At 59.0% G+C, this 25,123-nt stretch carries 21 protein-coding genes, 2 pseudogenes and 1 riboswitch; of the genes and pseudogenes, 11 read left to right on the top strand and 12 right to left on the bottom strand.

Annotated features, from left to right (window positions below):
- Positions 1–5: 5 nt before the first annotated feature.
- The 5 genes from parE to N5D61_RS09555 all read right to left on the bottom strand — a co-directional run bounded on the left by parE (position 6) and on the right by N5D61_RS09555 (position 4,793).
- Entirely contained in the window at positions 6–1,910 is a 1,905-nt protein-coding gene (parE, locus tag N5D61_RS09575; RefSeq protein ID WP_108239411.1) for a DNA topoisomerase IV subunit B, read from the bottom strand.
- A 101-nt stretch (positions 1,911–2,011) separates the two neighbouring features.
- Positions 2,012–2,632 (bottom strand): YqiA/YcfP family alpha/beta fold hydrolase, encoded by a 621-nt coding sequence (locus N5D61_RS09570; RefSeq protein WP_108239410.1) that lies wholly within the window; start codon positions 2,630–2,632, stop codon positions 2,012–2,014.
- A 116-nt stretch (positions 2,633–2,748) separates the two neighbouring features.
- Positions 2,749–3,558 (bottom strand): 3',5'-cyclic-AMP phosphodiesterase, encoded by an 810-nt coding sequence (gene cpdA, locus N5D61_RS09565; protein WP_279892274.1) that lies wholly within the window; start codon positions 3,556–3,558, stop codon positions 2,749–2,751.
- Positions 3,559–3,726: 168 nt separating this feature from the next.
- A complete protein-coding gene (locus tag N5D61_RS09560) occupies positions 3,727–4,185 on the bottom strand; it encodes a DUF1249 domain-containing protein (RefSeq protein WP_108239408.1) in 459 nt (152 codons plus the stop codon).
- The gene (locus tag N5D61_RS09555) at positions 4,176–4,793 is read right to left on the bottom strand and encodes an NUDIX domain-containing protein (RefSeq protein WP_108239407.1); all 618 of its coding nucleotides are present in this window, start codon (positions 4,791–4,793) and stop codon (positions 4,176–4,178) included. Before N5D61_RS09555 ends, N5D61_RS09560 begins: the two co-directional genes overlap by 10 nt.
- A gap of 231 nt (positions 4,794–5,024) precedes the next feature.
- Between N5D61_RS09555 and N5D61_RS09550 the strand changes: the two genes are divergently transcribed.
- The 6 genes and pseudogenes from N5D61_RS09550 to N5D61_RS09525 all read left to right on the top strand — a co-directional run bounded on the left by N5D61_RS09550 (position 5,025) and on the right by N5D61_RS09525 (position 10,205).
- Positions 5,025–5,771 carry an RsiV family protein gene (locus tag N5D61_RS09550; protein ID WP_108239406.1) on the top strand — a complete coding sequence of 249 codons (747 nt, stop codon included), beginning with the start codon at positions 5,025–5,027 and terminating at the stop codon, positions 5,769–5,771.
- 263 nt (positions 5,772–6,034) lie between these two features.
- Positions 6,035–7,390: a DUF6861 domain-containing protein gene (locus N5D61_RS09545; RefSeq protein WP_279892270.1), complete on the top strand. Its 1,356-nt coding sequence runs from the start codon at positions 6,035–6,037 to the stop codon at positions 7,388–7,390.
- Positions 7,391–7,399: 9 nt separating this feature from the next.
- Entirely contained in the window at positions 7,400–8,017 is a 618-nt protein-coding gene (locus tag N5D61_RS09540) for a GAD-like domain-containing protein (RefSeq protein WP_108237331.1), read from the top strand.
- 172 nt (positions 8,018–8,189) lie between these two features.
- Positions 8,190–8,811: pseudogene (locus tag N5D61_RS09535) on the top strand (GAD-like domain-containing protein).
- Between the two features lie 23 nt (positions 8,812–8,834).
- Positions 8,835–9,461: pseudogene (locus N5D61_RS09530) on the top strand (GAD-like domain-containing protein).
- A 114-nt stretch (positions 9,462–9,575) separates the two neighbouring features.
- Positions 9,576–10,205 carry a GAD-like domain-containing protein gene (locus tag N5D61_RS09525; protein ID WP_279892267.1) on the top strand — a complete coding sequence of 210 codons (630 nt, stop codon included), beginning with the start codon at positions 9,576–9,578 and terminating at the stop codon, positions 10,203–10,205.
- 76 nt (positions 10,206–10,281) lie between these two features.
- On the opposite strand, the gene cytX is transcribed toward N5D61_RS09525, so the two are convergent.
- The 3 genes from cytX to thiC form a co-directional block, all read right to left on the bottom strand.
- Positions 10,282–11,574 carry a putative hydroxymethylpyrimidine transporter CytX gene (cytX, locus tag N5D61_RS09520; protein ID WP_279892265.1) on the bottom strand — a complete coding sequence of 431 codons (1,293 nt, stop codon included), beginning with the start codon at positions 11,572–11,574 and terminating at the stop codon, positions 10,282–10,284.
- Positions 11,575–11,599: 25 nt separating this feature from the next.
- Entirely contained in the window at positions 11,600–11,851 is a 252-nt protein-coding gene (locus tag N5D61_RS09515; protein ID WP_279892264.1) for a hypothetical protein, read from the bottom strand.
- Positions 11,852–11,955: 104 nt separating this feature from the next.
- On the bottom strand, positions 11,956–13,842 hold the full coding sequence (gene thiC / locus N5D61_RS09510) for a phosphomethylpyrimidine synthase ThiC (protein WP_108237337.1): 1,887 nt from the start codon (positions 13,840–13,842) through the stop codon (positions 11,956–11,958).
- Positions 13,843–14,010: 168 nt separating this feature from the next.
- Positions 14,011–14,115: riboswitch (TPP riboswitch) on the bottom strand.
- Positions 14,116–14,280: 165 nt separating this feature from the next.
- On the opposite strand from thiC, the gene N5D61_RS09505 reads away from it, so the two are divergent.
- Positions 14,281–15,720: a TolC family outer membrane protein gene (locus N5D61_RS09505; RefSeq protein ID WP_108237338.1), complete on the top strand. Its 1,440-nt coding sequence runs from the start codon at positions 14,281–14,283 to the stop codon at positions 15,718–15,720.
- A 3-nt stretch (positions 15,721–15,723) separates the two neighbouring features.
- On the opposite strand, the gene waaA is transcribed toward N5D61_RS09505, so the two are convergent.
- Complete coding sequence (gene waaA, locus N5D61_RS09500) at positions 15,724–16,998, bottom strand: lipid IV(A) 3-deoxy-D-manno-octulosonic acid transferase (protein ID WP_279892263.1); 1,275 nt, start codon at positions 16,996–16,998, stop codon at positions 15,724–15,726.
- 14 nt (positions 16,999–17,012) lie between these two features.
- Positions 17,013–17,897: a LysR family transcriptional regulator gene (locus N5D61_RS09495; RefSeq protein WP_108237340.1), complete on the bottom strand. Its 885-nt coding sequence runs from the start codon at positions 17,895–17,897 to the stop codon at positions 17,013–17,015.
- 107 nt (positions 17,898–18,004) lie between these two features.
- On the opposite strand from N5D61_RS09495, the gene N5D61_RS09490 reads away from it, so the two are divergent.
- The 4 genes from N5D61_RS09490 to N5D61_RS09475 all read left to right on the top strand — a co-directional run bounded on the left by N5D61_RS09490 (position 18,005) and on the right by N5D61_RS09475 (position 21,408).
- A complete protein-coding gene (locus N5D61_RS09490; RefSeq protein WP_108237341.1) occupies positions 18,005–18,337 on the top strand; it encodes an SMR family transporter in 333 nt (110 codons plus the stop codon).
- Positions 18,338–18,406: 69 nt separating this feature from the next.
- Positions 18,407–19,582: an FAD-dependent oxidoreductase gene (locus N5D61_RS09485; protein ID WP_108237342.1), complete on the top strand. Its 1,176-nt coding sequence runs from the start codon at positions 18,407–18,409 to the stop codon at positions 19,580–19,582.
- A complete protein-coding gene (locus N5D61_RS09480; RefSeq protein WP_279892262.1) occupies positions 19,579–20,400 on the top strand; it encodes an aldo/keto reductase in 822 nt (273 codons plus the stop codon). Before N5D61_RS09485 ends, N5D61_RS09480 begins: the two co-directional genes overlap by 4 nt.
- 36 nt (positions 20,401–20,436) lie before the next feature.
- Positions 20,437–21,408 (top strand): metal ABC transporter ATPase, encoded by a 972-nt coding sequence (locus N5D61_RS09475; protein ID WP_279892261.1) that lies wholly within the window; start codon positions 20,437–20,439, stop codon positions 21,406–21,408.
- A gap of 109 nt (positions 21,409–21,517) precedes the next feature.
- On the opposite strand, the gene hldE is transcribed toward N5D61_RS09475, so the two are convergent.
- Entirely contained in the window at positions 21,518–22,939 is a 1,422-nt protein-coding gene (gene hldE / locus N5D61_RS09470) for a bifunctional D-glycero-beta-D-manno-heptose-7-phosphate kinase/D-glycero-beta-D-manno-heptose 1-phosphate adenylyltransferase HldE (protein ID WP_279892259.1), read from the bottom strand.
- Between the two features lie 245 nt (positions 22,940–23,184).
- A complete protein-coding gene (gene msbA / locus N5D61_RS09465; protein WP_279892258.1) occupies positions 23,185–24,987 on the bottom strand; it encodes a lipid A export permease/ATP-binding protein MsbA in 1,803 nt (600 codons plus the stop codon).
- Positions 24,988–25,123 lie beyond the last annotated feature (136 nt).

Here is a 25,123-nt window from a genome sequence, read left to right as displayed (position 1 = left end):
TCGCCTCAAACCAACACCTCGGCGAGGTTGCCTTTGGATTCCAGCCAGGTCTTGCGATCGCTGGCGCGCTTTTTAGCCAGCAGCATGTCCATGATCTCCGAGGTCTCTTCAAAGTTATCCAGGGTCAACTGCACCAGGCGGCGCGTGTTCGGGTCCATGGTGGTTTCACGCAGTTGAGGCGGGTTCATCTCGCCCAGGCCTTTGAAGCGCGTGACTTGCGGCTTGCCGCGTTTCTTCTCGGCGACCAAACGGTCGAGGATCCCGTCACGTTCGGCTTCGTCCAGCGCGTAATAGATGTCCTTGCCCAGGTCGATGCGGTACAGCGGCGGCATGGCAACGTAGACATGACCGGCGTCGACCAGTGGACGGAAGTGCTGAACGAAGAGCGCGCACAGCAGCGTGGCGATGTGCAGGCCGTCGGAGTCGGCGTCGGCCAGGATGCAGATCTTGCCGTAGCGCAACTGACTCATGTCCGCCGCGCCAGGATCGACGCCTATGGCCACGGCGATGTTGTGCACTTCCTGGCTCGCGAGGACTTCGCCGCCGTCCACTTCCCAAGTGTTGAGAATCTTGCCGCGCAGCGGCAGGATGGCCTGGAACTCCTTGTCGCGCGCCTGTTTGGCCGACCCGCCCGCGGAATCGCCCTCGACCAGAAAAAGCTCGGCGCGCATCGGGTCCTGACCGGCGCAGTCCGCCAGTTTGCCAGGCAATGCCGGGCCCTGGGTGATGCGCTTGCGCTCCACCTTCTTGCTCGCCTTGAGACGGCGGCCCGCGTTGCTGATGGCCAGTTCGGCCAACTGCATGCCCACCTCGGGGTGCGCGTTGAGCCACAGGCTGAAGGCATCCTTGACCACACCGGAAACGAACGCCGCCGCTTCGCGGGAGGACAGACGCTCTTTGGTCTGGCCAGAAAATTGCGGTTCCTGCATCTTCATCGACAGCACGAAGGCAATGCGCTCCCAGACGTCTTCCGGGGCCAGTTTCACGCCACGGGGCAGCAGGTTGCGGAATTCACAGAACTCGCGCATCGCATCGAGCAACCCCTGACGCAGGCCGTTGACGTGAGTGCCGCCCTGTGCGGTCGGGATCAGGTTGACGTAACTTTCCTGCACGCTGTCGCCACCTTCCGGCAACCACAACAACGCCCAGTCCACGGCCTCTTTGTGACCGGCGAATGCGCCGCAGAACGGTTCTTCCGGAAGACGCAGGAAATCGCTGACCGAATCCTGCAGGTAGGAGCGCAGACCGTCTTCGTAATGCCACTCCACTTTCTCGCCGGTGCCCTTGTCTTCGAAGCTGACCAGCAGCCCCGGACACAGCACTGCCTTGGCCTTGAGCACATGCTTAAGGCGGCTGACGGAGAATTTAGGGCTGTCGAAATACTTCGGGTCCGGCGAAAAATGCACGCTGGTGCCCGTGTTGCGCTTGCCGACGGTACCGATGACGGCCAGTTCGGTAGCTTTGAAGCCGTCGGCGAACGTCATCTCATATTCGTTGCCGTCACGCTTGACCCGCACCCGGACCTGGGTGGAGAGCGCGTTGACCACGGAAATCCCCACGCCGTGCAGGCCGCCGGAAAACTGGTAGTTCTTGTTCGAGAACTTGCCGCCCGCATGGAGCTTGGTGAGGATCAGTTCGACGCCCGAAACGCCCTCTTCCGGGTGGATGTCCACGGGCATGCCGCGACCGTCGTCGGCCACTTCCAGCGAATTGTCAGCGTGAAGAATGACCTGCACCGATTTGGCGTGCCCGGCCAGGGCTTCGTCGACACTGTTGTCGATGACTTCCTGGGCCAAATGGTTCGGCCGGGTGGTGTCGGTGTACATGCCCGGTCGCTTCCGGACCGGGTCGAGGCCCGAGAGGACTTCGATGGCGTCTGCGTTATAAGAGCTAGCGCTGGGATTGGCCATGGGGTCTCGTCATCAAGTCGTTCATGAAATTTCGGAGTGATGCTGTCGTTGCACGCGCGTTCTACGCTTCATTTATTGCCAACGCACCGGCCTGCACGCTGTCACAGCGCTGACCGATCGATGGCCTGCAGCAAATCGGGGGCGAAACCTGCGATGCTCAACAGCGTCGGCATCTTCTGCGCGAAGCCCTGAAAGCTGTGGTCGCCGCCTGCCTCGATCCGCAGCGCGCAGGCCCGATAAAAGCCCTGAGCGCGTCGATAATCCAGTGTCTCGTCGCCAGTTTGCAACCATACCTGAATGCGTTGCGGGTCTTGCGGGGCGGGTACTTCCAGCTCAGCCAAGGCGTCCACGTGGTCGTGGGTCAACTCCCACGTCTGGCCGGTGTAGAGGTTGGTCTGAGTGCCCAGAAAGCCATCGAACAACTCATGCGGATTGACCGCAGGGTTGATCAGCACCGCCTTGAGACCGTGGCGCTCGGCCAGGTGAGTCGCATAGTAGCCGCCGAGCGAGCTGCCGACCAGTAATGGCCGCCCACCCAGCGCTTCGATCGCCGCTTCGAGCTGCGCAATGGCCTGCCGCGGATGATGGTGCAACTCCGGCACCCGCAATTGCTCGGCAAGCCCTAGCCGCGTCATCAACGTCGTCAACTGTGTGGCCTTTTTCGACATCGCCGAGCTGTTCAGGCCATGTATATAAAGAAGCGTCGGCCGATCATGGTTCACGCGTTTGCCTCCAAACCCTGATTCCTAGCCCACAAGGGCAAAGCCACGCAGTTTACAGGGACAACGGCGTGAAGACTCGTGTGATGAGCTATTGCGGCGAATTCAGGACATTTCCTTCAATAGCCAGCGCCATTGAGGTCGATTTCGAACAGGTCAGGATCAATGCGGGAAACGCCGGTCTCGATCCGGCCGTCATCGTGCAAACGCAGCCAGCGATAGCCCGGGGCCTGCGAGTCCAGGGCAAAATCGTCACTGCCGGGGGCGAATTGGATGCACGTCGAAGGCGAGGCCATCAAGCGCAAGCCTGCGCGAGGCTGATCGAAGACCTGATGCACGTGGCCCCACAGCACCGCCCGCGTCTGCGGAAATCGGTCGAGTACCGAAAACAGGGCCTCTGGATTGCGCAATCCAATCGGCTCCATCCACGCTGCGCCAATCGGCACCGGATGATGATGCAGGCACACCAGATGATGACGATCCGGCGCTTCGCTCAATGCCTGGACGAGGAGCTGTAACTGTTTGTCCTCCAGATAGCCAGGCACCGAACCCGAAACCGAAGAATCCAGCATTGTGACGCGCCAGCCGCCGATGTCGGTGATTGCCTCGAGTACATCGCTTTGCCGGGCCGCGATCGCCATTTCCCGCACTTCGTCGTGGTTGCCCGGCAGCCAGCGCTTGGGAGCGTCGAGCCGATCGCTCGCCTCGCGAAACGCTTGATAGGACGCCACGGTTCCGTCTTGGGACAGATCCCCTGTCGCCAGCACCAGATCGATGTGAGGCTGCTCCTCGAGAACCAGCCCGATCACGGCGTGGAGGCTGTCGCGGGTCGGCATGCCCAACAAGGTGCCGTCCGCCTCAGCGAACAGATGACTGTCGGACAGTTGCACCACCAACACAGAGGACGGATTTGAGGATGCGCTCGACAATGGCCATCTCCTTGAGCAGACAAGGCCGGATTATGGTGCGTGATTGTTACGACGGCAAACTTGGAAATGAGTGGCAGGTATCAGTTATCGAATCAAGCGCGTTCGGCCATCGATGCTTATCCAATCGGCTGGGCACCGTGTTCAGTCCTCACTTTTTCAGAGCCGGGATCACCGAACCGATTCGAACTCATGCCCACATGCCAGGCAATGACTCAACCACTCGCCAAGAAACAGATTCAGCTGTGCCTTTTCATCCGGCTGGTGCATATCGGCGTTGGGGTACGGATAGATACCGCGGAAACGCCGGGCGTGCTCGGCGCCGATGACTTCGGCCATGCGAGCATCGTGGTAGACCTGCACTTCCAGCACCGGGACCGGCAGCCAGGGCAGGCTGTGCTCCTGACGCACTTGCAACGTGGTGGTGTAAGGACAGTCGAGCAGCACTTCGACGGCCAGCACACCGAGCATCTGATCGCCTTGGGTGACGGCCACCCGGCGAGAACGTTGACCATTGCCTTCGCGCATGTCCGGCAACAGACGCATCAAGCGCGCGTAGTTCGCCTCACAGGCTGCTTGCAGCCCGGCAAGATCGACACGGTAGCGCTCGCGCAGAAGATTCACGACCATAGCCCCCTGATTTCGGCACGATTGAGTGCCAGCCATTGTATTGCGATGATAGTTGCCGCGTTGACGATGCGTCCGTCTTTCACAGCCTGAAAGGCCTCGTCGAATGACCAGACCGACACACGGATGTCTTCGGCCTCTTCCTCCAGCCCGTGCAAGCCACCCGCCCCTTCACTGACGCACTTGCCCAGGTACAGATGGACGAATTCGTTGCTGCCCCCCGGCGACGGAAAGTACTTGGTGATCGGCCACAGCGCCTCGAACGCAAGCCCAGCTTCCTCTTCTCCTTCGCGGTGAGCAACTTCTTCAGGCAGTTCTTTCTTGTCGATGAGGCCGGCGACCATTTCCACCAGCCATGGGTTGGGGTGCTTGCCCACTACACCGACGCGGAACTGCTCGATCAGCACCACCTCGTCGCGCTTGGCATCGTAAGGCAGAACGCAGACGGCATCGTGCCGCACGAACAGTTCGCGCTTGATTTCCGGGCTCATTCCGCCATCGAACAATTCGTGGCGCAGGCGCAGACGGTCCAGTTGGTAGAAACCCTTGAAGCAGGTTTCCCGATGGGTGATCTCATGCTTCGTGGGGGTCGAACTCGCGCTGTCGGTCATAGGTTTCTCACTGCAAAGCATGGCTGACTTCGCGCCATCCTAACGTGGTGTCGCACAGGATGCAGCCCTCTGGGTTGGCAATTTCGGCACTGAGGGTAGACGACTGGACGGGAAAGGCACTCTAATCCGCCCAGTGGCGAACTGATTGCGTCCCCTACAGTCAAAGCCCGTTGCCATTGCCTACCTGGATGGCCCTTTACGGCCCTTAAAATGCCAACGCCAAGGAACACCATGTCGTTTCTGAAGATCACTTCAATCGCCTGTCTGGCCCTGATTCTCGGTGCCTGCCAAAGTTTTTTCGAACCCAACCTGCGTAAACCGCTGACCGTTCAGCGCGACGCTTCCGAGCTGATCAAACCGGGCTGCACCGCCGCCGACTGTCCCTTGGTGAACATCGACACCGTGCATTTCCCGGACGAGCCAAAACTCGACGAAATCACGCAGCGCACCTTGCTGCAATTGACCCGCAACGACAGTGACGGCCCCGTGCCGCCGACCCTCAAGGCTTATCAAGAGCAATTCCTGGCCACAGCACCGGCGCGCAACGCGAGCTATCTGCAGGCCAAGGTACGCGAGCAGCATGACGGCATCGTGGTGGTTGAGCTGTCCAGCTACCTGGATACCGGCGGGGCCCACGGCAATCCCGGCCGGGCGTTCATCAATTACTCCCGCCAGCAGCAACGTGTTCTGACCCTCAGTGACATGCTGGTGCCCGGCCAGGAAGCGGCTTTCTGGGCGAAGGCAGAGCTGGCCCACCAGGCCTGGCAGGTCAGCACAAAGCTGGACAAGGATGCCGAGTTCCAGAAGATGTGGCCTTTCAAGCGGACTTCCAATGTTGCGCTGACGTACGGCGCAGTCATCCTCAAATACCCGGTTTCCACCATCGCCCCTTATGCCATGGGCCATATCGAGTTGAAGATTCCTTACCCTCAACTCAACGGCATCGTAAAACCGGAACTGTTTCCCGGCCGCAGCTGACGACCGGACTGATCCACCAGGCCCCTTGCAGCGCAATCGCTGCAAGGGGCCTTTTTTTGGGGCCAATTAAAGTTATTTCCCAAACGCGATAATTAAAAAGAAAAGTCCCACATCAATTTAATACTCTTCCCACTTAAAAAGTTCAGAAAACTAAAACTTCCTCACAACGCACTTTTTATTAAACGCTTTGTATATTGAAACGCTGATCAACCGCCTTTAATTTCCGCCCCTGAAAGTTTCATACCGCTGTCAGGGAGACGGGGATGTTTGAAGGGACGGTCCTGCCCTCTTGGTTCGAAATCGAAGAGCGCCTGCTCTTCGAAATAAGGAGTGCGGGCCAAGGGAAGTTTCGCGGCTATTTCAATGAGCACTTGCCATCGGTCAGTACGGTACTGCGCCGTCTGGATCATATTCGTACGGCGTTTCATCGCGCCGAGTTCGAAGCAGCTGATTTATTGAGACAGCGTTTCGCCGATCTTGATATCGGCGAGGTGGTGCAAGAACTGTTAGGCACCGTTGGCCAAATGGCATTGATCGTTGTCGGCAGCGTATTGGCCGGCGGCGTCATTGGCGCCGGTGCCGGCGCGCTGGCGGGCGGTGCGGGTGCCCTGCCAGGTGGCTTGGCTGGCATGGGCGTCGGCCTGCAAGCCAGCGGCTGGATACTGACCGCCCTGGGCTTGGCGTCGATCGCCGAATACTTCGTGAATGGGCTGCCGGTGCTGCTCGACCATTACCTGGTCGGCATCCAAGTGGTGTGGGACGGCATATCGGGTGACGAAGGCCTCAACCCTTTCGGCGAGAACGAGCTCTTGGTGGTGCAGCGTGCCACCCACCACTTCGCCCGGGGTCACGTCGAAGTGGTGGTGCTGCTGCTCAGCGCCATCGTCGACTACCTGACCCGAGGGCGCGGAGGCATCGGCCAACTCGCCAATGAGATGCACTCCACCCGCCAAGGCAAGCGCTTGGCGCAATGGATGATCAAGCATGAGGAGACGCTGAAAAAGCGCCCGGATCTGCACTCCGCCCAGTCAACCCGAGGCAGTTTCGGTTCAGAGGAGTCCACACCGCCTCATCGCCAAAATGAGCAAACAGCCGGCAGAAAACCGCTGGGTATGCCCGAACACAAGGTACCCTGCTTCAGCGCAGACAATCTGCACTACAGTAAGATTCCCGAATTCGACCGTCAGTTGGGCGGGCAGGAGAAGGGGCTGAATGACTTGACGGTGGATGAATATTTGCGGGGGCGGGAGGCGTATACGGCGGGGGAAAAGGTTAGGGATCCGAATATTGCAAAGCGGGCGCGCAACGACTTAGAGGAGGATTTTATAAGGAAGCTAAGGATAGAGTTAGAAAGCCAAAAACACTCTGCCAGCGAAGCAACGAAAATGGCCAAAACATTGGCAAAAGAAAAAATGGCCGTACTTGCCGCGCTGCACAATCCAGACCTTTTCGCAGGAGGCAAAGATACGATTGCGGACTTCGGTGACCGCCGGGTAAATTCCAGTATAGGATCGCAGTGGCGTGGAAGGATCCTAGGCTTGGATGAAGCAGTTAGAAGATTAAAGAGCGCCGGAGCAAGCACGACCAAAATAAATGCAAGATTGGTACGATGTCAGTAGGAAAATATAATGGACGAAGATTTTAAGTTATTCATTGACGAATTTGGGCCACCCTCCGAGAAGAGGGAAGTGCCAGCCTCATCAATAGATAGATACAGAGGAAAATTACCTGGACAGCTGCTTGCGTATTGGGTGGAACATGGGTGGAGCAGCTACGCACGCGGTCTTTTCTGGACTGTTAACCCCTACGAATATGAAGGCATTATTAAGGAATGGCTGGAGTGCTCAGGGATTCCAAACGCCTCGAGCTATAACGTCATCGCAAGAAGCGCGTTCGGTGATCTCTACCTCTGGAAAAACAGTGCGTCGGAATTGATTAAAATTGACTCCGTTTACTCTCGCTACTCGCACGACATTTTAGACCCAACCAAGGGAAGAATCGATCTCGCCGTTCGCGTCTTTTTCGCTTCTGTGACCTATGCGAGTAACGATTTGGATGGCCTCTTTAAAAAAGCACTTCAAAAGCTAGGGCCGCTGAAATCCGACGAGATGTACGGCTTCGTCCCGGCCCTCGCACTAGGAGGGCCGAGCGATCTGGAACACCTGGAAAAAGTAAAAACCATCGAGCATCTAACGTTCTTGTCTCAGCTCACCCCCCTCACCGACTGGGGATTTCCAGACATTTGAAGACTTGGTGGCTGGTGGGTACGCAGCCATCAGCGGTATACACAGTCACGGGTAATAAGCTGGCGCATGGGGCTTGGGTGCAGGACAACGGCCCGAATAACTTCACCGTGAATGCAGAGCGAGTCGAAATAAAAATCAATGCACGTTTGGAGGGATGCAAATGAGCGAATGGATGGAAGAGTACTTCGAAATTTTCACGGAAAAAGTGGGTGATGCATGCTTCAGGAGGGAAGTGCCAACATCATCGCTCGACAAATACAAAAATATCCTTCCTTCGCGGCTGCTTACACATTGGAAAAATTATGGCTGGGCGGGCTATGGAGATGGAATCTTTTGGACAGTCAATCCGGAAGAATATGAGGGCATCGTTCATTCTTGGTTACTGGGGTCGAATATTGCAGAGGCCAGTACTTTCCATGTCATCGCAAGAAGTGCATTTGGAGATCTTTACCTCTGGCAGGGAGAAGACATGCAGCTACATAAAAATATGCTCGGTTTACTCCCGATACAGCATGGCAGAAAAAAACGCTTCTTCACTTAGAGAAGCAGACATCCTCGTTATGTCATTTTTTGTGGCATCCGCGCGTGAACATAATGATTTCGATAGTCTTTTCGAGAAGGCACTGAGCAAGCTGGGCCCGTTGCAACCTGAAGAAATGTACGGATTCGTTCCGGCCCTCGCACTAGGAGGGCCGAGCGATCTAGAAAACCTGCAAAAAGTCAAGACAGTTGAACACTTAACGTTCTTGTCTCAACTCGATCCACTGACTGACTGGGGATTCCCGGACATTTGAATGCTAGATATGAAAAATACATCATGGACGAACACTACAACGTTTTCACTGAAGAATTTGGACTTGGATTCGACCGTCGAGAGGCTCCAGACTCTACCCTTATACGCTATGCAAGCAGACTCCCCAGCCAGCTTCTGGAGTATTGGGAAACGTACGGATGGTGTGGGTACGCAGACGGACTATTCTGGACCGTTAATCCTCAGGAATATGAGGACCTGGTAGATACCTGGATTTCGGCAATTCCCGACCTTGCACACGAGAAGCTGCATGTGATAGCTCGAAGCGCGTTTGGGGATCTTTATCTATGGGGAGAGAAAAAGGGGCACTGCCTAACTGTATCCAGCCTTACTGCTCGCTATTCATTGCGGACTTCCAAGCTGATTGGTGTACACATGGATCTCGGGGTGCAAGCTTTCTTTTCTTTTATGAAAAAAAAATCACAATGACTTCTGCGACAGTTTCTACGCTCTTTTGGCTAAGCTCGGAAATTGAAAACCGACGAAATGTACGGGATTGTGCCAGCACTAGCTCTAGGCGGCTCGACAAGCCTGGAGAATTTTGAGAAGTTAAAAACGATCGAACACCTTACGTTTCTATCCCAACTCATGCCGCTCATGCCTTGGGCGTTTTCTGGTATTGAAATCAATTGAGCGCGCGGTGTGAAGGCCGAATAGACACGTTCGAGGAAACTTTAAAACGTCCACGAAGCAGATCGCCACGCAACAAAAACCAATGCAAGGCTGGAAATTTCACATAGACGTACTATGAACGAGTACTTTTCGTATTTTTTGAGAAACATGGGACCTGACATCCATCGGCGTGATGCACCCGCGACGTCTATCGAACGCTACAGAGGGGATCTGCCGGATCTGCTGCTTGAATTCTGGGAAGAGAACGGCTGGAGCGGCTATGGCGACGGCATTTTCTGGACGGTCAACCCGGCCGATTACGATGCAACTGTAAGGACGTGGCTGGAGGCATCAGGCATTCAGGATGCTGACACTTATCATGTCGTGGCTCGCAGTGCATTTGGCGACCTCTATCTATGGCAAAGCCGTACAGGAAGCACTTTAAATATTGATTCTGTATACGCGCGCTATTCGCTGAGCGCGCGCCCGCTCATGTCAAAAGCTGAAGCGAATCACCATGTCGAAGTTTTTTTCATGAATAAAGATCGCGATACAGATGATTTCGATGATCTTTTCACTGCAGCGCTGAAAAAACTCGGTCGTTTGGAACCCGATGAGATGTACGGTTTCGTCCCTGCCCTCGTACTAGGAGGGCCGAGCGATCTAGACCACCTGCAAAAAGTCAAAATTGTCGAACACTTGACCTTTCTTTCTCAGCTATCGCCTTTGAGAGACTGGGGCTTCCCGAATCTGGATTCGCTTTGACGGTGTGGCGCCTCTGTACAGCAAGAGGCGACATCGGTCTTCTTGTTAACTAATTCTGCCTTCGTCGCGCAATGCTTCAGCTGGGCGAAATATCGGGCTGCGGGTGGCCTTGGATGTGCGACAACACCCAGTGCAATACACCTGCCACCACCAGCGCTGGCAGTGTCGCACCGACATCTGGATAAAGATTAGCCAGCGTATGGTAGGTGGCGATGCCGCCAAGCCATGCCAGCAATGTCATCCAGCGCAAACCCACCGTTGCCGACGCCTGACGGCGACGACGCAGGATGAAATGATCCATCAGCACGACACCGAACAGTGGCGCGAATACCGAACCGATCAGCAGCAGGAAGTTCTGGTACTGCGCCAGGGGCGCGAAACAGGCGATGAGCGTGCAGATGACGCCGATGACCAGTGCCAGATGCTCCACCTTGGTCTTCAACAGAATCCCGCTGGAGACCGCCGCCGAGTGGATATCGGCGAAAGCGTTTTCTGACTCGTCGAGCAGAATCAGCAATAACGGAATGCCCATCCCTGCCCCGGCCAGCGCCAGCAACAACGCATTGGCTTCGCCGCTCGGCGCGAACGCCAGCGTGTAGGCGACGCCCAAAGTCATCAACCAGAAATTGCCGATGAAAAAGCCCAGCACGGTGCCACCGAACACACCGGTCGCACCTTTGCCGAAGCGGGAGTAATCCGCAATCAGTGGCAGCCACGACAGCGGCATGGCAATGGCGATGTCAAAACCCACCGCAAACGGCATCGAACCATCCCCAGCGCGAGCCCACAGCGCGGCCAGATCGGCCTTGGCGAAGAGGTTCCAGGTCAGCCATGCGCACGCGGCCAGCAGCAGCCAAATGCCCCACTTGCGCAAGATCTGGCGCACGAAAGCCAGCGGACCGCTGACGGCGAGCAAGGTGGCCAACCCACCAAACAACAGCGTCCAGAGCAACGGGCTCGTCCAAATGCTGCCTTCAGCGAACGCCCCGGCAGCCAGCAAACTGGCCGCATCGCGCATGACGATGATTTCGAACGAACCCCAGCCCACCAATTGCAGCAGGTTGAGGATCGCCGGCACTGCCGCGCCTTTGGTTCCGAGGCTCAGCTTGAGCGCAGCCATGGCTGACAGGCCCGTATCACTGCCGATCACGCCAACCGCAGCGAGCAGCAAGACCCCAATCAAGGTGCCGAGAACAATCGCCAGCATCGAAGCTGACATGCCCAGCCCCGGCGCGAGCAATGCGCCGGTTTGCAGGACCATCAGGCCGATGCCGAGGGAGAACCACAGGGAAAACAGATCGCGCCCGCCGAAGACCCGCTTGGCGGCAGGGACGGGGATGTCGGGGGAGTAGGTGCCGGGTGTGTTCACAGTGTGTGATCTCAGAGGAGCATTGTTATTGGGTTTGGTGATCGTTCCCACGCTCCGCGTGGGAATGCTGCCCCGGACGCTCCGCACCCCATTCGACGCAGAGCGTCAGCCAGGGCGTTACCACGCGGAGCGTGGGAACGATCAAGATCTTCTGGTTGGCCGCGTATTCGCGAACTTCCTGAGTGATCTTGATCGAGCAGAATTTGGGGCCGTACATCGAGCAGAATTTGGGGCCGTACATCGAGCAGAAATGCGCCACCTTGGTGATCGTTCCCACGCTCCGCGTGGGAATGCCGCCCCGGACGCTCCGCGTCCCATTTGACGCAGAGCGTCAGCCAGGGCGTTACCACGCGGAGCATGGGAACGATCAATCAAGATCGGTCAGACCTTTTTATAAAGCTGGCTACCTTCCTGCTTGAACCGTTCAGCCTGTTCACGCATGCCTTCGGCTACCGAAACGTCCACCGCCTCGATCTTCTGGTTGGCCGCGTATTCGCGGACTTCCTGAGTGATCTTCATCGAGCAGAATTTGGGGCCGCACATCGAGCAGAAATGCGCCACCTTGGCGGAATCCTTCGGCAGGGTTTCGTCGTGATACGAGCGTGCCGTGTCCGGATCCAGCCCAAGGTTGAACTGATCTTCCCAGCGAAATTCGAAGCGAGCCTTGCTCAGTGCGTTGTCGCGAATCTGTGCACCGGGGTGGCCTTTGGCGAGGTCGGCCGCGTGCGCGGCGATCTTGTAGGTAATGATCCCGGTCTTGACGTCGTCCTTATTTGGCAGCCCCAAATGCTCTTTCGGGGTGACGTAACAGAGCATGGCGCAGCCGAACCAGCCAATCATCGCCGCGCCGATGCCGGAAGTGATGTGGTCGTAGCCTGGAGCGATGTCGGTGGTCAGCGGGCCGAGGGTATAGAACGGCGCTTCGTCGCAGCATTCCAACTGCTTGTCCATGTTCTCCTTGATCAATTGCATCGGCACATGGCCGGGGCCTTCGATCATGCATTGCACATCGTGCTTCCAGGCAATCTTCGTCAACTCGCCGAGGGTCTCCAACTCGCCGAATTGCGCTTCGTCGTTGGCATCGGCAATCGAGCCGGGGCGCAAGCCATCGCCCAGCGAGAAGCTGACGTCGTAGGCCTTCATGATTTCGCAGATCTCATCGAAATGCGTGTAGAGGAAGTTTTCCTTGTGGTGCGCCAGGCACCATTTGGCCATGATCGAGCCGCCGCGGGAGACGATCCCGGTCACGCGTTTGGCCGTCAGCGGCACGTAGCGCAGCAGCACGCCAGCATGAATGGTGAAATAGTCGACGCCCTGCTCGGCCTGCTCGATCAGCGTGTCGCGGAACAGCTCCCACGTCAGGTCTTCTGCGACGCCGTTGACCTTTTCCAATGCCTGGTAGATCGGCACGGTGCCGATCGGGACTGGCGAGTTGCGAATGATCCACTCGCGGGTTTCATGAATGTGTTTGCCGGTGGACAAGTCCATCACGGTGTCCGAACCCCAGCGAATGCCCCACGTCAGCTTCGCCACTTCTTCTTCGATGGACGAGCCCAGGGCGCTGTTGCCGATGTTGCCGTTGATCTTCACCAGGAAGTTACGGCCAATGATCATGGGTTCCAATTCGACATGGTTGATGTTCGCGGGAATGATCGCGCGGCCTCGGGCGATCTCTTCGCGCACGAATTCGGCGGTGATTTCTTTCGGGATGCTCGCGCCAAAACTGTGCCCAGCGTGCTGCTGTTTCAACAGGCCGGCAGCCCGCGCCTCTTGCAGCTTCATGTTTTCGCGGATGGCGACGTATTCCATTTCAGCCGTGATGATGCCTTGACGCGCGTAGTGCATCTGGCTGACGTTGGCACCCGCCTTGGCACGGCGGGGGTTGCGCACGTGGGCGAAGCGCAGCTTGGTCAGCTCGGCATCCGCCAGACGCTGTTGGCCGAATTCCGAACTCAGGCCGGCGAGGCGCTCGGTGTCGCCGCGATCGTCGATCCAGGCCGAGCGGACATCGGCCAGGCCTTTGCGCACGTCGATGACCACATCCGGGTCGGTGTAAGGGCCTGAGGTGTCGTAAACGCACACCGGCGCATTGATCTCACCGCCGAAATCGGTGGGCGTGATGTCCAGGCTGATTTCGCGCATGGGCACGCGGATGTCCGGACGCGAGCCCTGAACGTAGATTTTCTGCGAACGGGGGAACGGCTGAACCGACCCCGAATCGACTTGGGCGGACTCACTCAGATTGGCGCTTTTTAGTGTTGTACTCATCACGGGCTCTCCAGACATCATCCTGCAGCGGATGGAATTGTCGGAGCTTGAGCCTGATTGGAACGGACGGAGGCACCCTGAGAAGACGGATGCTGAGAGTCGAACGACGAGGACTGTTCAAAATATGAACAAAGACGACCCCGGACGACACTCAAGAGGACTCGCCGGGAGACGAGAAATCTTGTTCCCTACGCAGGCGCTAACCTGATCAGGTTCAACGGGATCCGGATTATCCGATCTCAGCCTCATAGCAAGGCACCCCGACAAGAACGGCGTCAGTCTAGACGCGACAGCCGATAAACGCCAAGCAGGGAATTCAAACGCTCGTTAAATGGCGGTTCTGTCCGATTGTTGTAGCGATCCGACGGAACTACACTCGCTACGCGACGCCAAAGCCGTCGGTGTAAATGTTGGCGAAACCATTACCAGGGACTGTCTATGCTGCGCAAAATCTCATTGGCCATTGCCGTGTCATGTGCCTCGAACGCAATGGCGGGTGCAGCGGACTTGCCTCTACCGACCAGAACCGGACTGGTCAGCGTGTACCAGGAAGCTGTCAACAACAACGCGGACCTGGCCGCCGCCCGTGCCAGCTATGACGCGCAAAAGGAAATCGTGCCTCAGGCCCGTGCCGGTCTGCTGCCCAACCTCTCCGGCGGGGCCGACATCAACAGCACGCGGACCAAGATCGACGAACCGTCTGCCGTTATCAACCGCAGCGGCACCGTGTACCGCGCCACCTTGAGCCAGCCGATCTTCCGCGCAGATCGCTGGTTTCAGCTCAAGGCGGCCAAGGACGTCAGTGAACAGGCTTTGTTGCAACTCTCGGCGACCGAACAAAACCTGATTCTGCAGAGCGCGGAAGATTACTTCTCGGTGCTGCGTGCTCAAGACAACCTGGCCTCGACCAAAGCCGAGGAAGCGGCCTTCAAACGTCAGCTCGATCAAGCCAACGAACGCTTTGACGTGGGCCTGTCCGACAAGACCGACGTGCTGCAAGCTCAGGCCAGCTACGACACGGCCCGCGCTGCGCGGATCGTCGCCAAACGCCAGGTGGATGATGCGTTCCAGGCCTTGGTCACGTTGACCAATCGCGAGTACAACTCCATCGAGGGCATCGTGCACACCTTGCCGGTGCTGGCGCCCTCCCCCAACGACGCGAAGTCCTGGGTCGATACCGCCTCGCAGCAGAACCTCAATCTGCTGGCCAGCAATTACGCTGTCAGTGCCGCCGAAGAGACACTGCGCCAGCGCAAGGCCGGCCACGCGCCGACCGTCGACGCTGTCGCCCAGTATCAGAAGGGCGATAACGACCCGCTGGGCTTCACCAACCCGAACTACACCGGGCAGGACTTCCATGGCAGCGTCGAACAGCGCTCCATCGGCCTGCAGGTGAACATTCCGATCTACAGTGGCGGCCTGACCAGCTCGCAAGTGCGCGAGGCGTACGCCCGTCTCGGCCAGACCGAACAACAGCGTGAAGGTTTGCGCCGCCAGGTGGTGGAAAATACCCGCAACCTGCACCGAGCCGTGAACACCGACGTCGAGCAGGTGCAGGCGCGCAAGCAGTCGATCATCTCCAACCAGAGTGCGCTGGAAGCCACGGAAATCGGCTATCAGGTCGGTACGCGCAACATCGTCGACGTGCTCGACGCGCAGCGCCAGCTTTATGCGTCAGTGCGTGATTACAACAACACCCGCTACGACTACATCCTCGATAACCTGCGCTTGAAGCAGGCAGCGGGGACGTTGAGCCCGGGAGACCTTCAGGACCTGGCGCGCTATCTGAAGTCCGATTACAACCCGGACAAGGACTTCCTGCCCCCGGACCTGGCGAAAGAGGCGGCGAAGAATTTCGAGCGGCCTTCAGGACGGTGATCGTCAGCGCAGCAGGCCGCCGATGCCGTCCAGCAGCTTGCTCAACGCCCCCTGATTGGCCTTGATCACCGCCAACCCGGCATCCGCCATCGCCTTCGCCTGGTCAGGCTGCTCGATCAAACCCTGCACCGCCGCTGCCAGGCCCACCGCGTCGCTCGACTCCTTCAAAGCCCCCGCATTGCGCAGCAACGCGGCGATTTCAAGAAAGTTGAACAGGTGCGGACCGCTCAGGACAGGCTTGTCCAGCGCAGCAGGCTCCAGGAGATTGTGCCCACCGTTAGGCACCAGACTTCCACCCACGAAGGCGATGTCAGCCAGTGCGTAGAGAAACAGCAATTCGCCCATGGTGTCACCGACCAGCACCGCTGTCTCGCGGGTGACCGGCTCACCGGAGGATCGACGCACACCGGTAAAGCCTTGCTGGCGGACCAATTCATACACGCTGTCGAAGCGTTCGGGATGGCGCGGCACCAGTATCAGCAGCGCGTCTGGATGATGCGCTAATACTTGGCGATGGGCGGACAAGACCACCTCATCCTCACCGGCGTGGGTACTCGCAGCAATCCAGACGGGGCGATCGAGGGTCTGCCAATCGGCGCGTTGCCGGGCGGCGCGGCTGAGCAATTGCGGGTCAACGGTGAGATCGAATTTGATCGAACCCGTGACCTGCACGCATTCCGGATGTGCGCCCAGGTCGCGAAAACGCTGCGCCTCGGTTTCGGTTTGCACGGCGATCAGGCTCATTTCCGCCAGCATGGGCCGTGTGAGCCGCGCGAACTTTGCGTAACCCCGTGCTGAGCGCTCCGATAGACGCGCATTGGCCAACACGGTGGGAATGCCGCGCTTGGCGCATTGATGAATGTGATTGGGCCACAGCTCGGTCTCCATGATCACCCCGATCTTTGGCCGTACGTGATCGAGAAATCGGGCGGCCGCCCAGGGAAAATCATAGGGCAGGTAGCAGTGCTGCACTCGGGGTTCGTTGGCGAACATCGAGCGGATGCGTTCCGAGCCTGTGGGTGTCATGCAGGTAATGGTCAGCGGCAGGTGTGGATAACGCGCCAGAAGCGCGCGCACCATCGGTGCCGCCGCGATGCTTTCGCCCACCGAGACGGCGTGAACCCAGATGCCGCCCTGCTGCATCATTGGAAGTCCGCGGGCGAAACGCTCGCCGATACGCTGCGCGTAAGCGGGCGCTTTGCGGGCTCGAAGCCACAGACGCAAGGCAATCAGCGGCAGCCCAAGATGAAACAGCAGTGTGTAGAGCGTTCTATTCATGGGCGCGAAGTCTATCAGCCAATGGCCTTCAGGTGATGGGTGAAACATTCGGCCAGCCATTGAGCAGCAGGCCCCAATGGCTCATCGCGGCGCCAGACCATTTCGACCACCAACGCCGGAGGTGTCCATTCGCTGCTCAACTCGATCATCTGATTCTGATACGCCGGGTACTGAACGACATGGCGCGGCAACCAGGCCCAGCCCAGTCCACGCATCAGCAATTCGGCCATGACGTAGAAGCTGTCAGCGCGCCATATCTGCGGGCTGACCGGCTCCCCGCCAGGGTAACCACTCTGCTGAGGGGCGATGAGCAATTGACGGTGCCGGGCAAGTTGCTGGCGAGTGACCATCGGCTCGTGGGCCAGGGGGTGATTGGTGGCGCACACCGTGACCATTTCCACGCTGCCCAGCACCCGACGCTCGAGCGCATCCGGCATCTGTTCATGATGGAACAGTAGACCGAGGTCAGCGCGACGCTCCACCAGTTTGCGGGCCACATCCCCTTGGGCACCGCTGGCCAGTTGCACCTCGACGCTGGGGAATCGCTGGTCCAATTTGTCCAGACTATCGAGCACTGGCTGATAGGGCATCGCCTCGTCGTGAGCCAGGCGCAGACGCGCCTCCTGCCCACGCATCAGCGCCAACGCCCGGCCTTCCAGCCGATCACACTGGCGCAATAATTCCCGCGCTTCTTCCAGCAGGGCGCTGCCCGCCTCGGTCAATCGGGGCTGACGGCCGCTGCTCCGGTCAAACAAGCTGACGCCCAAATCGGTTTCCAGCAGGGCAATCGCACTGCTGACCGCTGACTGGGCGCGCTTCGCATCACGCGCTACGGCCGAGAACGAGCGTTGCTCGGCTACGCCGACGAACAACCGGATCTGCTCCAGACTCCATTGCATGTCGCTCAACCTATCGATTCGGGAGATAGGTAATGACTTTACCCCATCTATACAGCCTCTAAAATCCTCAGCCATCGAAGGGTGTATTTGCCAAGAGGATTTTCACCATGTCCGCCTATTACCTGCTCGCGATTGCCATTTGTGCAGAAGTCATCGGGACCGTTTCCATGAAAGCCGTCAAGGGGCTGAGCACCCCTCTGCCCTTGCTGCTGGTCATTGTGGGCTATGCGACGGCGTTCTGGATGCTGACGCTGGTGGTGCGCACGATTCCAGTGGGCGTGGCTTACGCGGTCTGGGCAGGCATGGGCATTGTGATGGTGAGCATTGCCGCGCTGATCATCTACGGCCAGAAGCTCGACCTGCCAGCGATTGGGGGCATGGCGATGATTGTGGCTGGCGTGGTGGTGATTCAGTTGTTCTCGAAAACGGCCGGCCATTGAGGCAATCGTTTAAAAGCGGCCCAGAAAAGCAGCATAATGGCGCGATTCGTTTCGCCATTTGAGGTTTCCATGCCATCTGCTATCTCCACTGACGTCCTGATTGTCGGCGCAGGCGTTGCCGGTCTCTGGCTCAACGCGCGCTTGCGTCGACAGGGCTTTTCGACAGTGGTCGTGGAGCGCGACAGCCTGGGTGGCGGGCAGACCGTCAAGTCGCAAGGCATCATCCATGGGGGCGCCAAGTACGCGCTGCACGGCGCGTTGTCCGGCGCTTCCGAGGCCATCGCCGACATGCCCCGTCGCTGGCGCGACGCGCTCTCGGGAAAGGGTGAACTGGATCTCTCCGGTGTGCGCCTGCTGTCCGAAGCCCATTATCTCTGGTCGCCAGGGACGCTGGCGGGCAACCTCACCAGCTTCTTCGCCAGCAAGGCGGTGCGCGGTCGCGTCGATCAGGTCAAGGGCGCAGAACTGCCCCCTGCCCTGCAAGATCCGCGCTTCAAAGGCAAGGTCTACCGTCTTGCGGAATTGGTGATCGACGTTCCGAGCCTGATCGAGAATCTGGCAGCCCTGGCTGGCGACAGCCTGTTGGCAGGCGAGAAGATCGAGCCGCTGCTCGATGAAGGGGAAGTGGTCGGGCTGCGGGTCGACGGCCGGGATATTCATGCCCAGCGCGTGGTGCTGAGCGCGGGCGGCGGAACGGACGACCTGCTGAGAATGCTGAACGTCGACCAGCCCGCGATGCAGCGTCGTCCGCTGCACATGGTCATGGTCAAAGGGCCGACACTCAAGCCACTCTACGCGCATTGCCTGGGGGGCGGCCCCAAGCCACGCATCACCGTGACCACGCACCCTGCGGCGAATGGCGAGTGGGTCTGGTACCTCGGCGGCGACCTTTCCGAGGCCGACGGCGTGGCCCGTGAACCGGCTGAACAGATCGCCACGGCAAAAAAGGAACTCGCCCAATTGCTGCCATGGGTCGACCTGAGCCAGGCGCAGTTCGCCACACTGCGTGTCGACCGAGCCGAGCCTATGCAATCCGGCCTCGTGCGCCCCGACAACGCTTTTCTCGATGTCCAAGGCCGTCTGATGGTGGGTTGGCCGACCAAGCTGGCCTTGGCCCCGGACTTCGCCGACCGTGTCCTGGCGTCGCTGTCCCGCGATGCCATTCATCCGATACCACAGCCGAAATACCCCGACCTGCCCAAGCCGCCTTTGGCTAAACCGGTATGGGATGTATTGCTGCCATGAAGACCCTGCATGATTGGCACCGCCCACTGGGCAATCTGGGCCTCGACGTTTCGCCGCTCGGCTTGGGCACCGTCAAGCTGGGCCGCGATCAGGGCGTCAAATACCCCAACGGCTTCACCATCCCTGATGACGACGAAGCACGCAGGCTGCTCAAGCTCGCGCGTGATCTGGGCATCAACCTGATCGACACGGCCCCCGCCTATGGCCGTAGCGAAGAGCGCCTGGGGCCACTGCTGCGCGGCCAACGCCATGACTGGGTCATCGTGAGCAAGGTCGGTGAGGAATTCGAAGCCGGCCAGTCACGCCATGACTTCAGCGCCGCGCACACACGGATGTCGGTCGAGCGCAGCCTGAAGCGTCTGGAAACGGACTTCATTGATCTGGTGCTGGTCCACTCAGACGGTAATGACCTGCACGTACTCAACGATTGCGAGGTGTACCAGACCCTGGCCGACCTCAAACACGAAGGCAAGATTCGCGGCATGGGCTTCTCCGGCAAAACCGTAGAAGGTGGGCTGCTGGCCCTGCGACACGGTGATTGCGCCATGGTCACCTACAACCTCAATGAACAAGCAGAAAAGCCGGTGCTCGATTACGCCGCCGCGCACGGCAAAGGCATTTTGATCAAGAAGGCGTTGGCCAGCGGGCACGCCTGCCTGAGTTCCGGCGTCGACCCCGTGCAGGCCAGCTTTGAATTGCTGTTCGAGCATCCTGGCGTGACCGGTGCTATCGTCGGAACGATCAATCCATTGCACCTGTCCCACAACGTGGCCACTGCCGCTGCCGTGCTAGACCATCAGTACCGTCAACGGCGCTGACTGCCGCGGCCGACCCCAACGCAAGAAGGAGCCGATATGCCGCGAACGCTGATCCGCAAGAACCCGAGCAATTTCAAAACCCTGCCACTGTTCGTCGAAGCTACACCCGAAGGCCTGAGCTACCAGAGTGTCGGGATGCCGCTCAATTTTTCCCAGACCCTGCAACGTCGCCGCAACATCGAAGTGGACAACAGCGAACGCTTTTCCACCGAACTGGCCAATCTGGGGGTCTCGGTTCGCCTCACCCTCACCTGGCAGAACCGCGACTACTGGGTGTTGGTCCGGCAACGGCGGCAGGACCGCGGCGATGTGGTGCTGAAGCTGATCTCCGGCTACGTGCCGGCACATGAGCTCAACCTGCCGCTGCTGACCGCCATTCAGGAGGTCGCCGAAGAATGCCTGATCGAAACGCCACAGGGGTGGCTCAGCGGCCGCTTCAATGACACGTGGCTGCCGACCCCCTACGCGTCGGCGTTGCATTACCGCGAGGCGATGCCCTTTCGCTTGAGCCCGCTTTCAGGCGCGGCGCGCCCGGTGCGTTGCGGCAGCATGAACCTGATCGAGCGACCTCGCGCCTACGTCCATCTGCCGACGGCATCGTTGCAATTGATCTATGACCTGCGCCTTGAGGTGCCGAAGGAAGCCCGCCCCTTGAGCCTGTTCCACGTCGACGAGGCGCTGGAGAAAGATGAACTGGTGGCACGCCTCAACCGCAGCAAGCCTGACCTGTATCTCATGCCTTTGGAAAATGGCAAACCGCTGCCCGAACTCTACACCTTGAAAAACGACAAGTTGTCTCCTGCGGGCACGCGCGGTTTGTACCTGGCCGAAAGTTTTGCAGCCCAGGATGGCTGGGTGGTGCGGGACGAGCGAATTCGTTGGAAAGACTGGCTGGTGCAGCAAGGGCTGGTGCCACCTAAGGCGAAGAAGGCAGGGATCAAGCGGCGATTGAAAGTGGGTGCCAAACAACTGCTGCGCATGGCGCGGCACAAGTTGCACAAGTCCTAGTGGAGAGAAGAGCGCTCATGAGGGGTTGCTTCGATGCCCTTGAGCCTGACTGCCACCGCTTGCCGACAAGCGCTCCTACAGGCGCTTGTCGAGCGGGTGGAGCGATCACTCACTGGCCGCGAATTTTCTCGACGATGGCCGTGGTGGAGCTGTTTTCAACCAACCCGAGCACACGCACTTCGCCCCCGTAGGCTTGCACGATCTGCGCCCCGACCACTTGGTCCACGGTGTAATCCCCGCCCTTCACCAACACATCAGGTTTGACGTGACTCAGCAGGTTCTCCGGGGTGCCTTCCGAAAAGCTGATGACCCAGTCCACGGCGCCCAGGCCGGCCAACACAGCCATGCGACGGTCGACGCTGTTGATTGGGCGGCCGGGGCCTTTGAGGCGACTGACCGAGGCGTCGTCGTTCACCGCAACGATCAGGCGATCCCCTTGGGCGCTGGCCTGCTCCAGATAGGTCACATGGCCGGCATGCAGGATGTCGAAGCAGCCGTTGGTGAAGACGATTTTTTCGTTGTGCGCCCGGGCGTCTTCGATCGCCAGCAGCAACTGATCGAGGCTCAGCACCCCTCGCTCGGAACCCTCGGCACGCTGAATGGCACGGCGTAACTCGGGGGCGCTGATCGCCGCGGTCCCTAGCTTGCCGACGACGATACCGGCCGCGAGGTTGGCCAGTGCCACGGCGTGGGGCAATTCTTCACCGGCAGCGATGGCCGCGGCCAAGGTGGAAATCACGGTGTCACCGGCGCCGGTCACGTCGAAGACTTCGCGGGCACGTGCGGGCAGGTGGAGGGCTTGCTGATCGGGGCGCAACAACGTCATACCGTGTTCGCCACGGGTCACCAGCAGCGCCCCCAGCTCCAGATCGGTCATCAGCCTCGCGCCTTTGGCGACCAGTTCAGCCTCATCGGCACAGGGGCCGACAATGGCTTCGAATTCGCTGAGGTTCGGGGTGATGATGCTGGCGCCGCGATAAATCGCGAAATCCTTTCCCTTCGGGTCGGCCAACACGGGAATACCCCGGTCGCGCGCGGCCTTGATTAGCACTTGGTGATTCTTCAGTGCGCCCTTGCCGTAATCGGACAGGACCAGCACCTTGACCCCGTCGAGCAAGGCGTCGACTTCACGGCCCAGCGCATCGGCGTCTGTAGCGAAAGGCTCTTCGAAATCGATGCGCAGCAATTGCTGATGGCGGCTCATGACGCGCAGCTTGACGATCGTAGGCTGTTGCGCGATGCGCTGGAAGCGCGCCGTGACGCCCGCGGCCTTGAGGCTGTTGCCCAGGCTCTCGGCGGCTTCGTCCTCACCGGTCACGCCAACCAGCGACGCCTTGGCTCCCAGCGCGGCGATGTTCAGCGCCACGTTGGCGGCACCGCCCGGCCGGTCTTCGATCTGATCGACTTTCACCACCGGGACCGGGGCTTCTGGGGAAATTCTCGACGTGCCGCCATGCCAATAGCGGTCGAGCATGACATCGCCCACCACAAGAACTGGTGCCTGATCGAAACGTGGCATGGACAACTTCATCGAACAACCCGCAACTGAAAATGAACAGGGGCGGAATCTTAGCACAGGGTTTGCGAAGGCTTGATGCCTTGGGGAAAAGTGAGTGGGACCGTTGACGACAATTGCACTTGTAGCAGCGCGCTTGCCCGCGATTGCGGTGCATCAATCACATGGACCTTGACTGATGAATCGCAATCGCGGGCAAGCGCGCTCCTACAAGGTTTCGGGCGCTCGACAATTGTCAGAGCGCAATCATCCGAAAAGGATCAAACCGCCCCGATCGGTGCCGGTTCGTCGAGCCCCATGGCATGCAGCCGCGCGTAATAACCATTTTTGGACAGCAACTGAGGATGGGTACCTCGCTCGACGATACGCCCCTGATCCATCACCAGAATGAGGTCGGCCCGTTCGATGGTCGACAGCCGGTGCGCGATGACCAGCGTTGTACGGCCCTTCATAACGTGATCCAGCGCGGCCTGAATGTGCCGCTCGGATTCAGTGTCCAGTGCCGACGTCGCTTCGTCGAGAATCAGCAATGGCGCGTTTTTCAACAGAGCACGGGCAATCGCCAATCGCTGCCGCTGACCACCGGAGAGCAGCACACCGTTTTCACCTACCTGCGTGTCGAACCCTTCCGGCAATTGATCGACGAACTCCTTGGCATAGGCATCGGCAGCGGCAGCCTCGATATCCGCGCGGGGGGCACCGGCCAGATCGCCGTAGGCGATGTTGTTGGCAACGGAGTCGTTGAACAGCGTCACGTTCTGATTCACCTGGGCCACATGGCGGCGCAGGTTGCGCAACCGATAGTTTTCGATTTCGACACCGTCGAGCAGGATCTGCCCCGATGAATGGTGGTAGAAGCGAGGAATCAGGTTGGCCAGGGTCGATTTGCCGCTGCCCGAACGCCCTACCAGCGCGATCATCTGACCGGGCGAGGCGGAAAAACTGATGTCATGCAGCACTGTTCGATCGGTGTCCGGGTAGGCGAAACTCAGATTACGCACTTCCAGATGGCCTTCGACACGCTCGCGCTCGACGGTGCCCGTATCGATTTCCGGCTCCACATCCAACTGTTCGAAAATGCTCTCCGCGCCCGCCACACCCTTCTGGATCGTCGAACTGACTTCCGAGAGCTGGCGAATCGGTTTGGGCAACAGGCCCGCGGCGGTGATGTACGCCACCAGATCACCCGCCGTCGCGTCGCCACGCAACCACAGCACCAAGAACATCAGCACAGCCATGGCGGTGTAGATGACCAACTGCAGCATGGGCGTGTAGATCGAGCCGGTCTTGGTCATGCGCAGTTGCTTGTCGGTATTGCTGGTGCTGGCCTTTTTAAAGCGTTCCTCTTCGTACTTTTCGCCGCCGAAGCTGCGGACCACGCGATAACCCTGAATGGTTTCCGAGGCCACGTGGGTGACATCCCCCATCGCCACCTGGATTTTCTTGCTCTGCTTGCGGAATTTCTTGCTGGAACTGCCCACCATGACCGCGATCAGCGGCAGGATCGCCAGCATGACGAGGGTGAGCTTCCAGTTCATCCACACCAGGTACAGGAACAGAAACACAACGGTCAGCCCTTCGCGAATGACGACTTTGATAGCGTCCGTTGCGGCCCCGGTGACCATGGTGACGTTGAAGGTGATGCGGGAAATCAGATGCCCGGAGTTATGGGTATCGAAATAGCGATTGGGCAATACCAGCAGCTTGTTGAACAGTTCGACCCGCAGATCGTGAACCAGCCCGAGGGAGACCTTCGCCAGGAAATAGTTGCCCAGGTAAGAGCCAAGCCCCTGCCAGGCGGCGATCAGCACGATCAGCAAAGGCACCGCTTGCAGCAGTTGCACGTCCCGGAGGTAGGGCGTGTTGGGAAACAGCACGGCCTCGGGGTTGGTCAGGCCGTCGACGAAGTACTTCAGGATGCCCGCCAGCATGGGCTGGGTCGAGGCGAAAATGACGAAACCGACGATGCTGAGCAAAAAGATGCCCACGTAGGGTTTCACGTAAGTCAGCAGTCGAAAATAGATTCTCAGGCTGGAGGATTCGCGTTTCTCTGGCGTGCTCATGGTCATCGATACGATTAGAAGAGCCGAAATACTACCACACGCAAGGTAGGTGAAAACGTTACGCAGCCGGGCCGCCCCGGCAACGAGCGATTTGAAGAGCCCCGTGCGCAGAGCGTTGGGCCTGGGGCGAGCGGCT

Source organism: Pseudomonas sp. GD03842 (assembly GCF_029841165.1).
Classification (GTDB): domain Bacteria; phylum Pseudomonadota; class Gammaproteobacteria; order Pseudomonadales; family Pseudomonadaceae; genus Aquipseudomonas.
The sequence above is the reverse complement of the archived record's forward strand: the minus strand, read 5'-3'. Positions and strand labels throughout refer to the sequence as shown.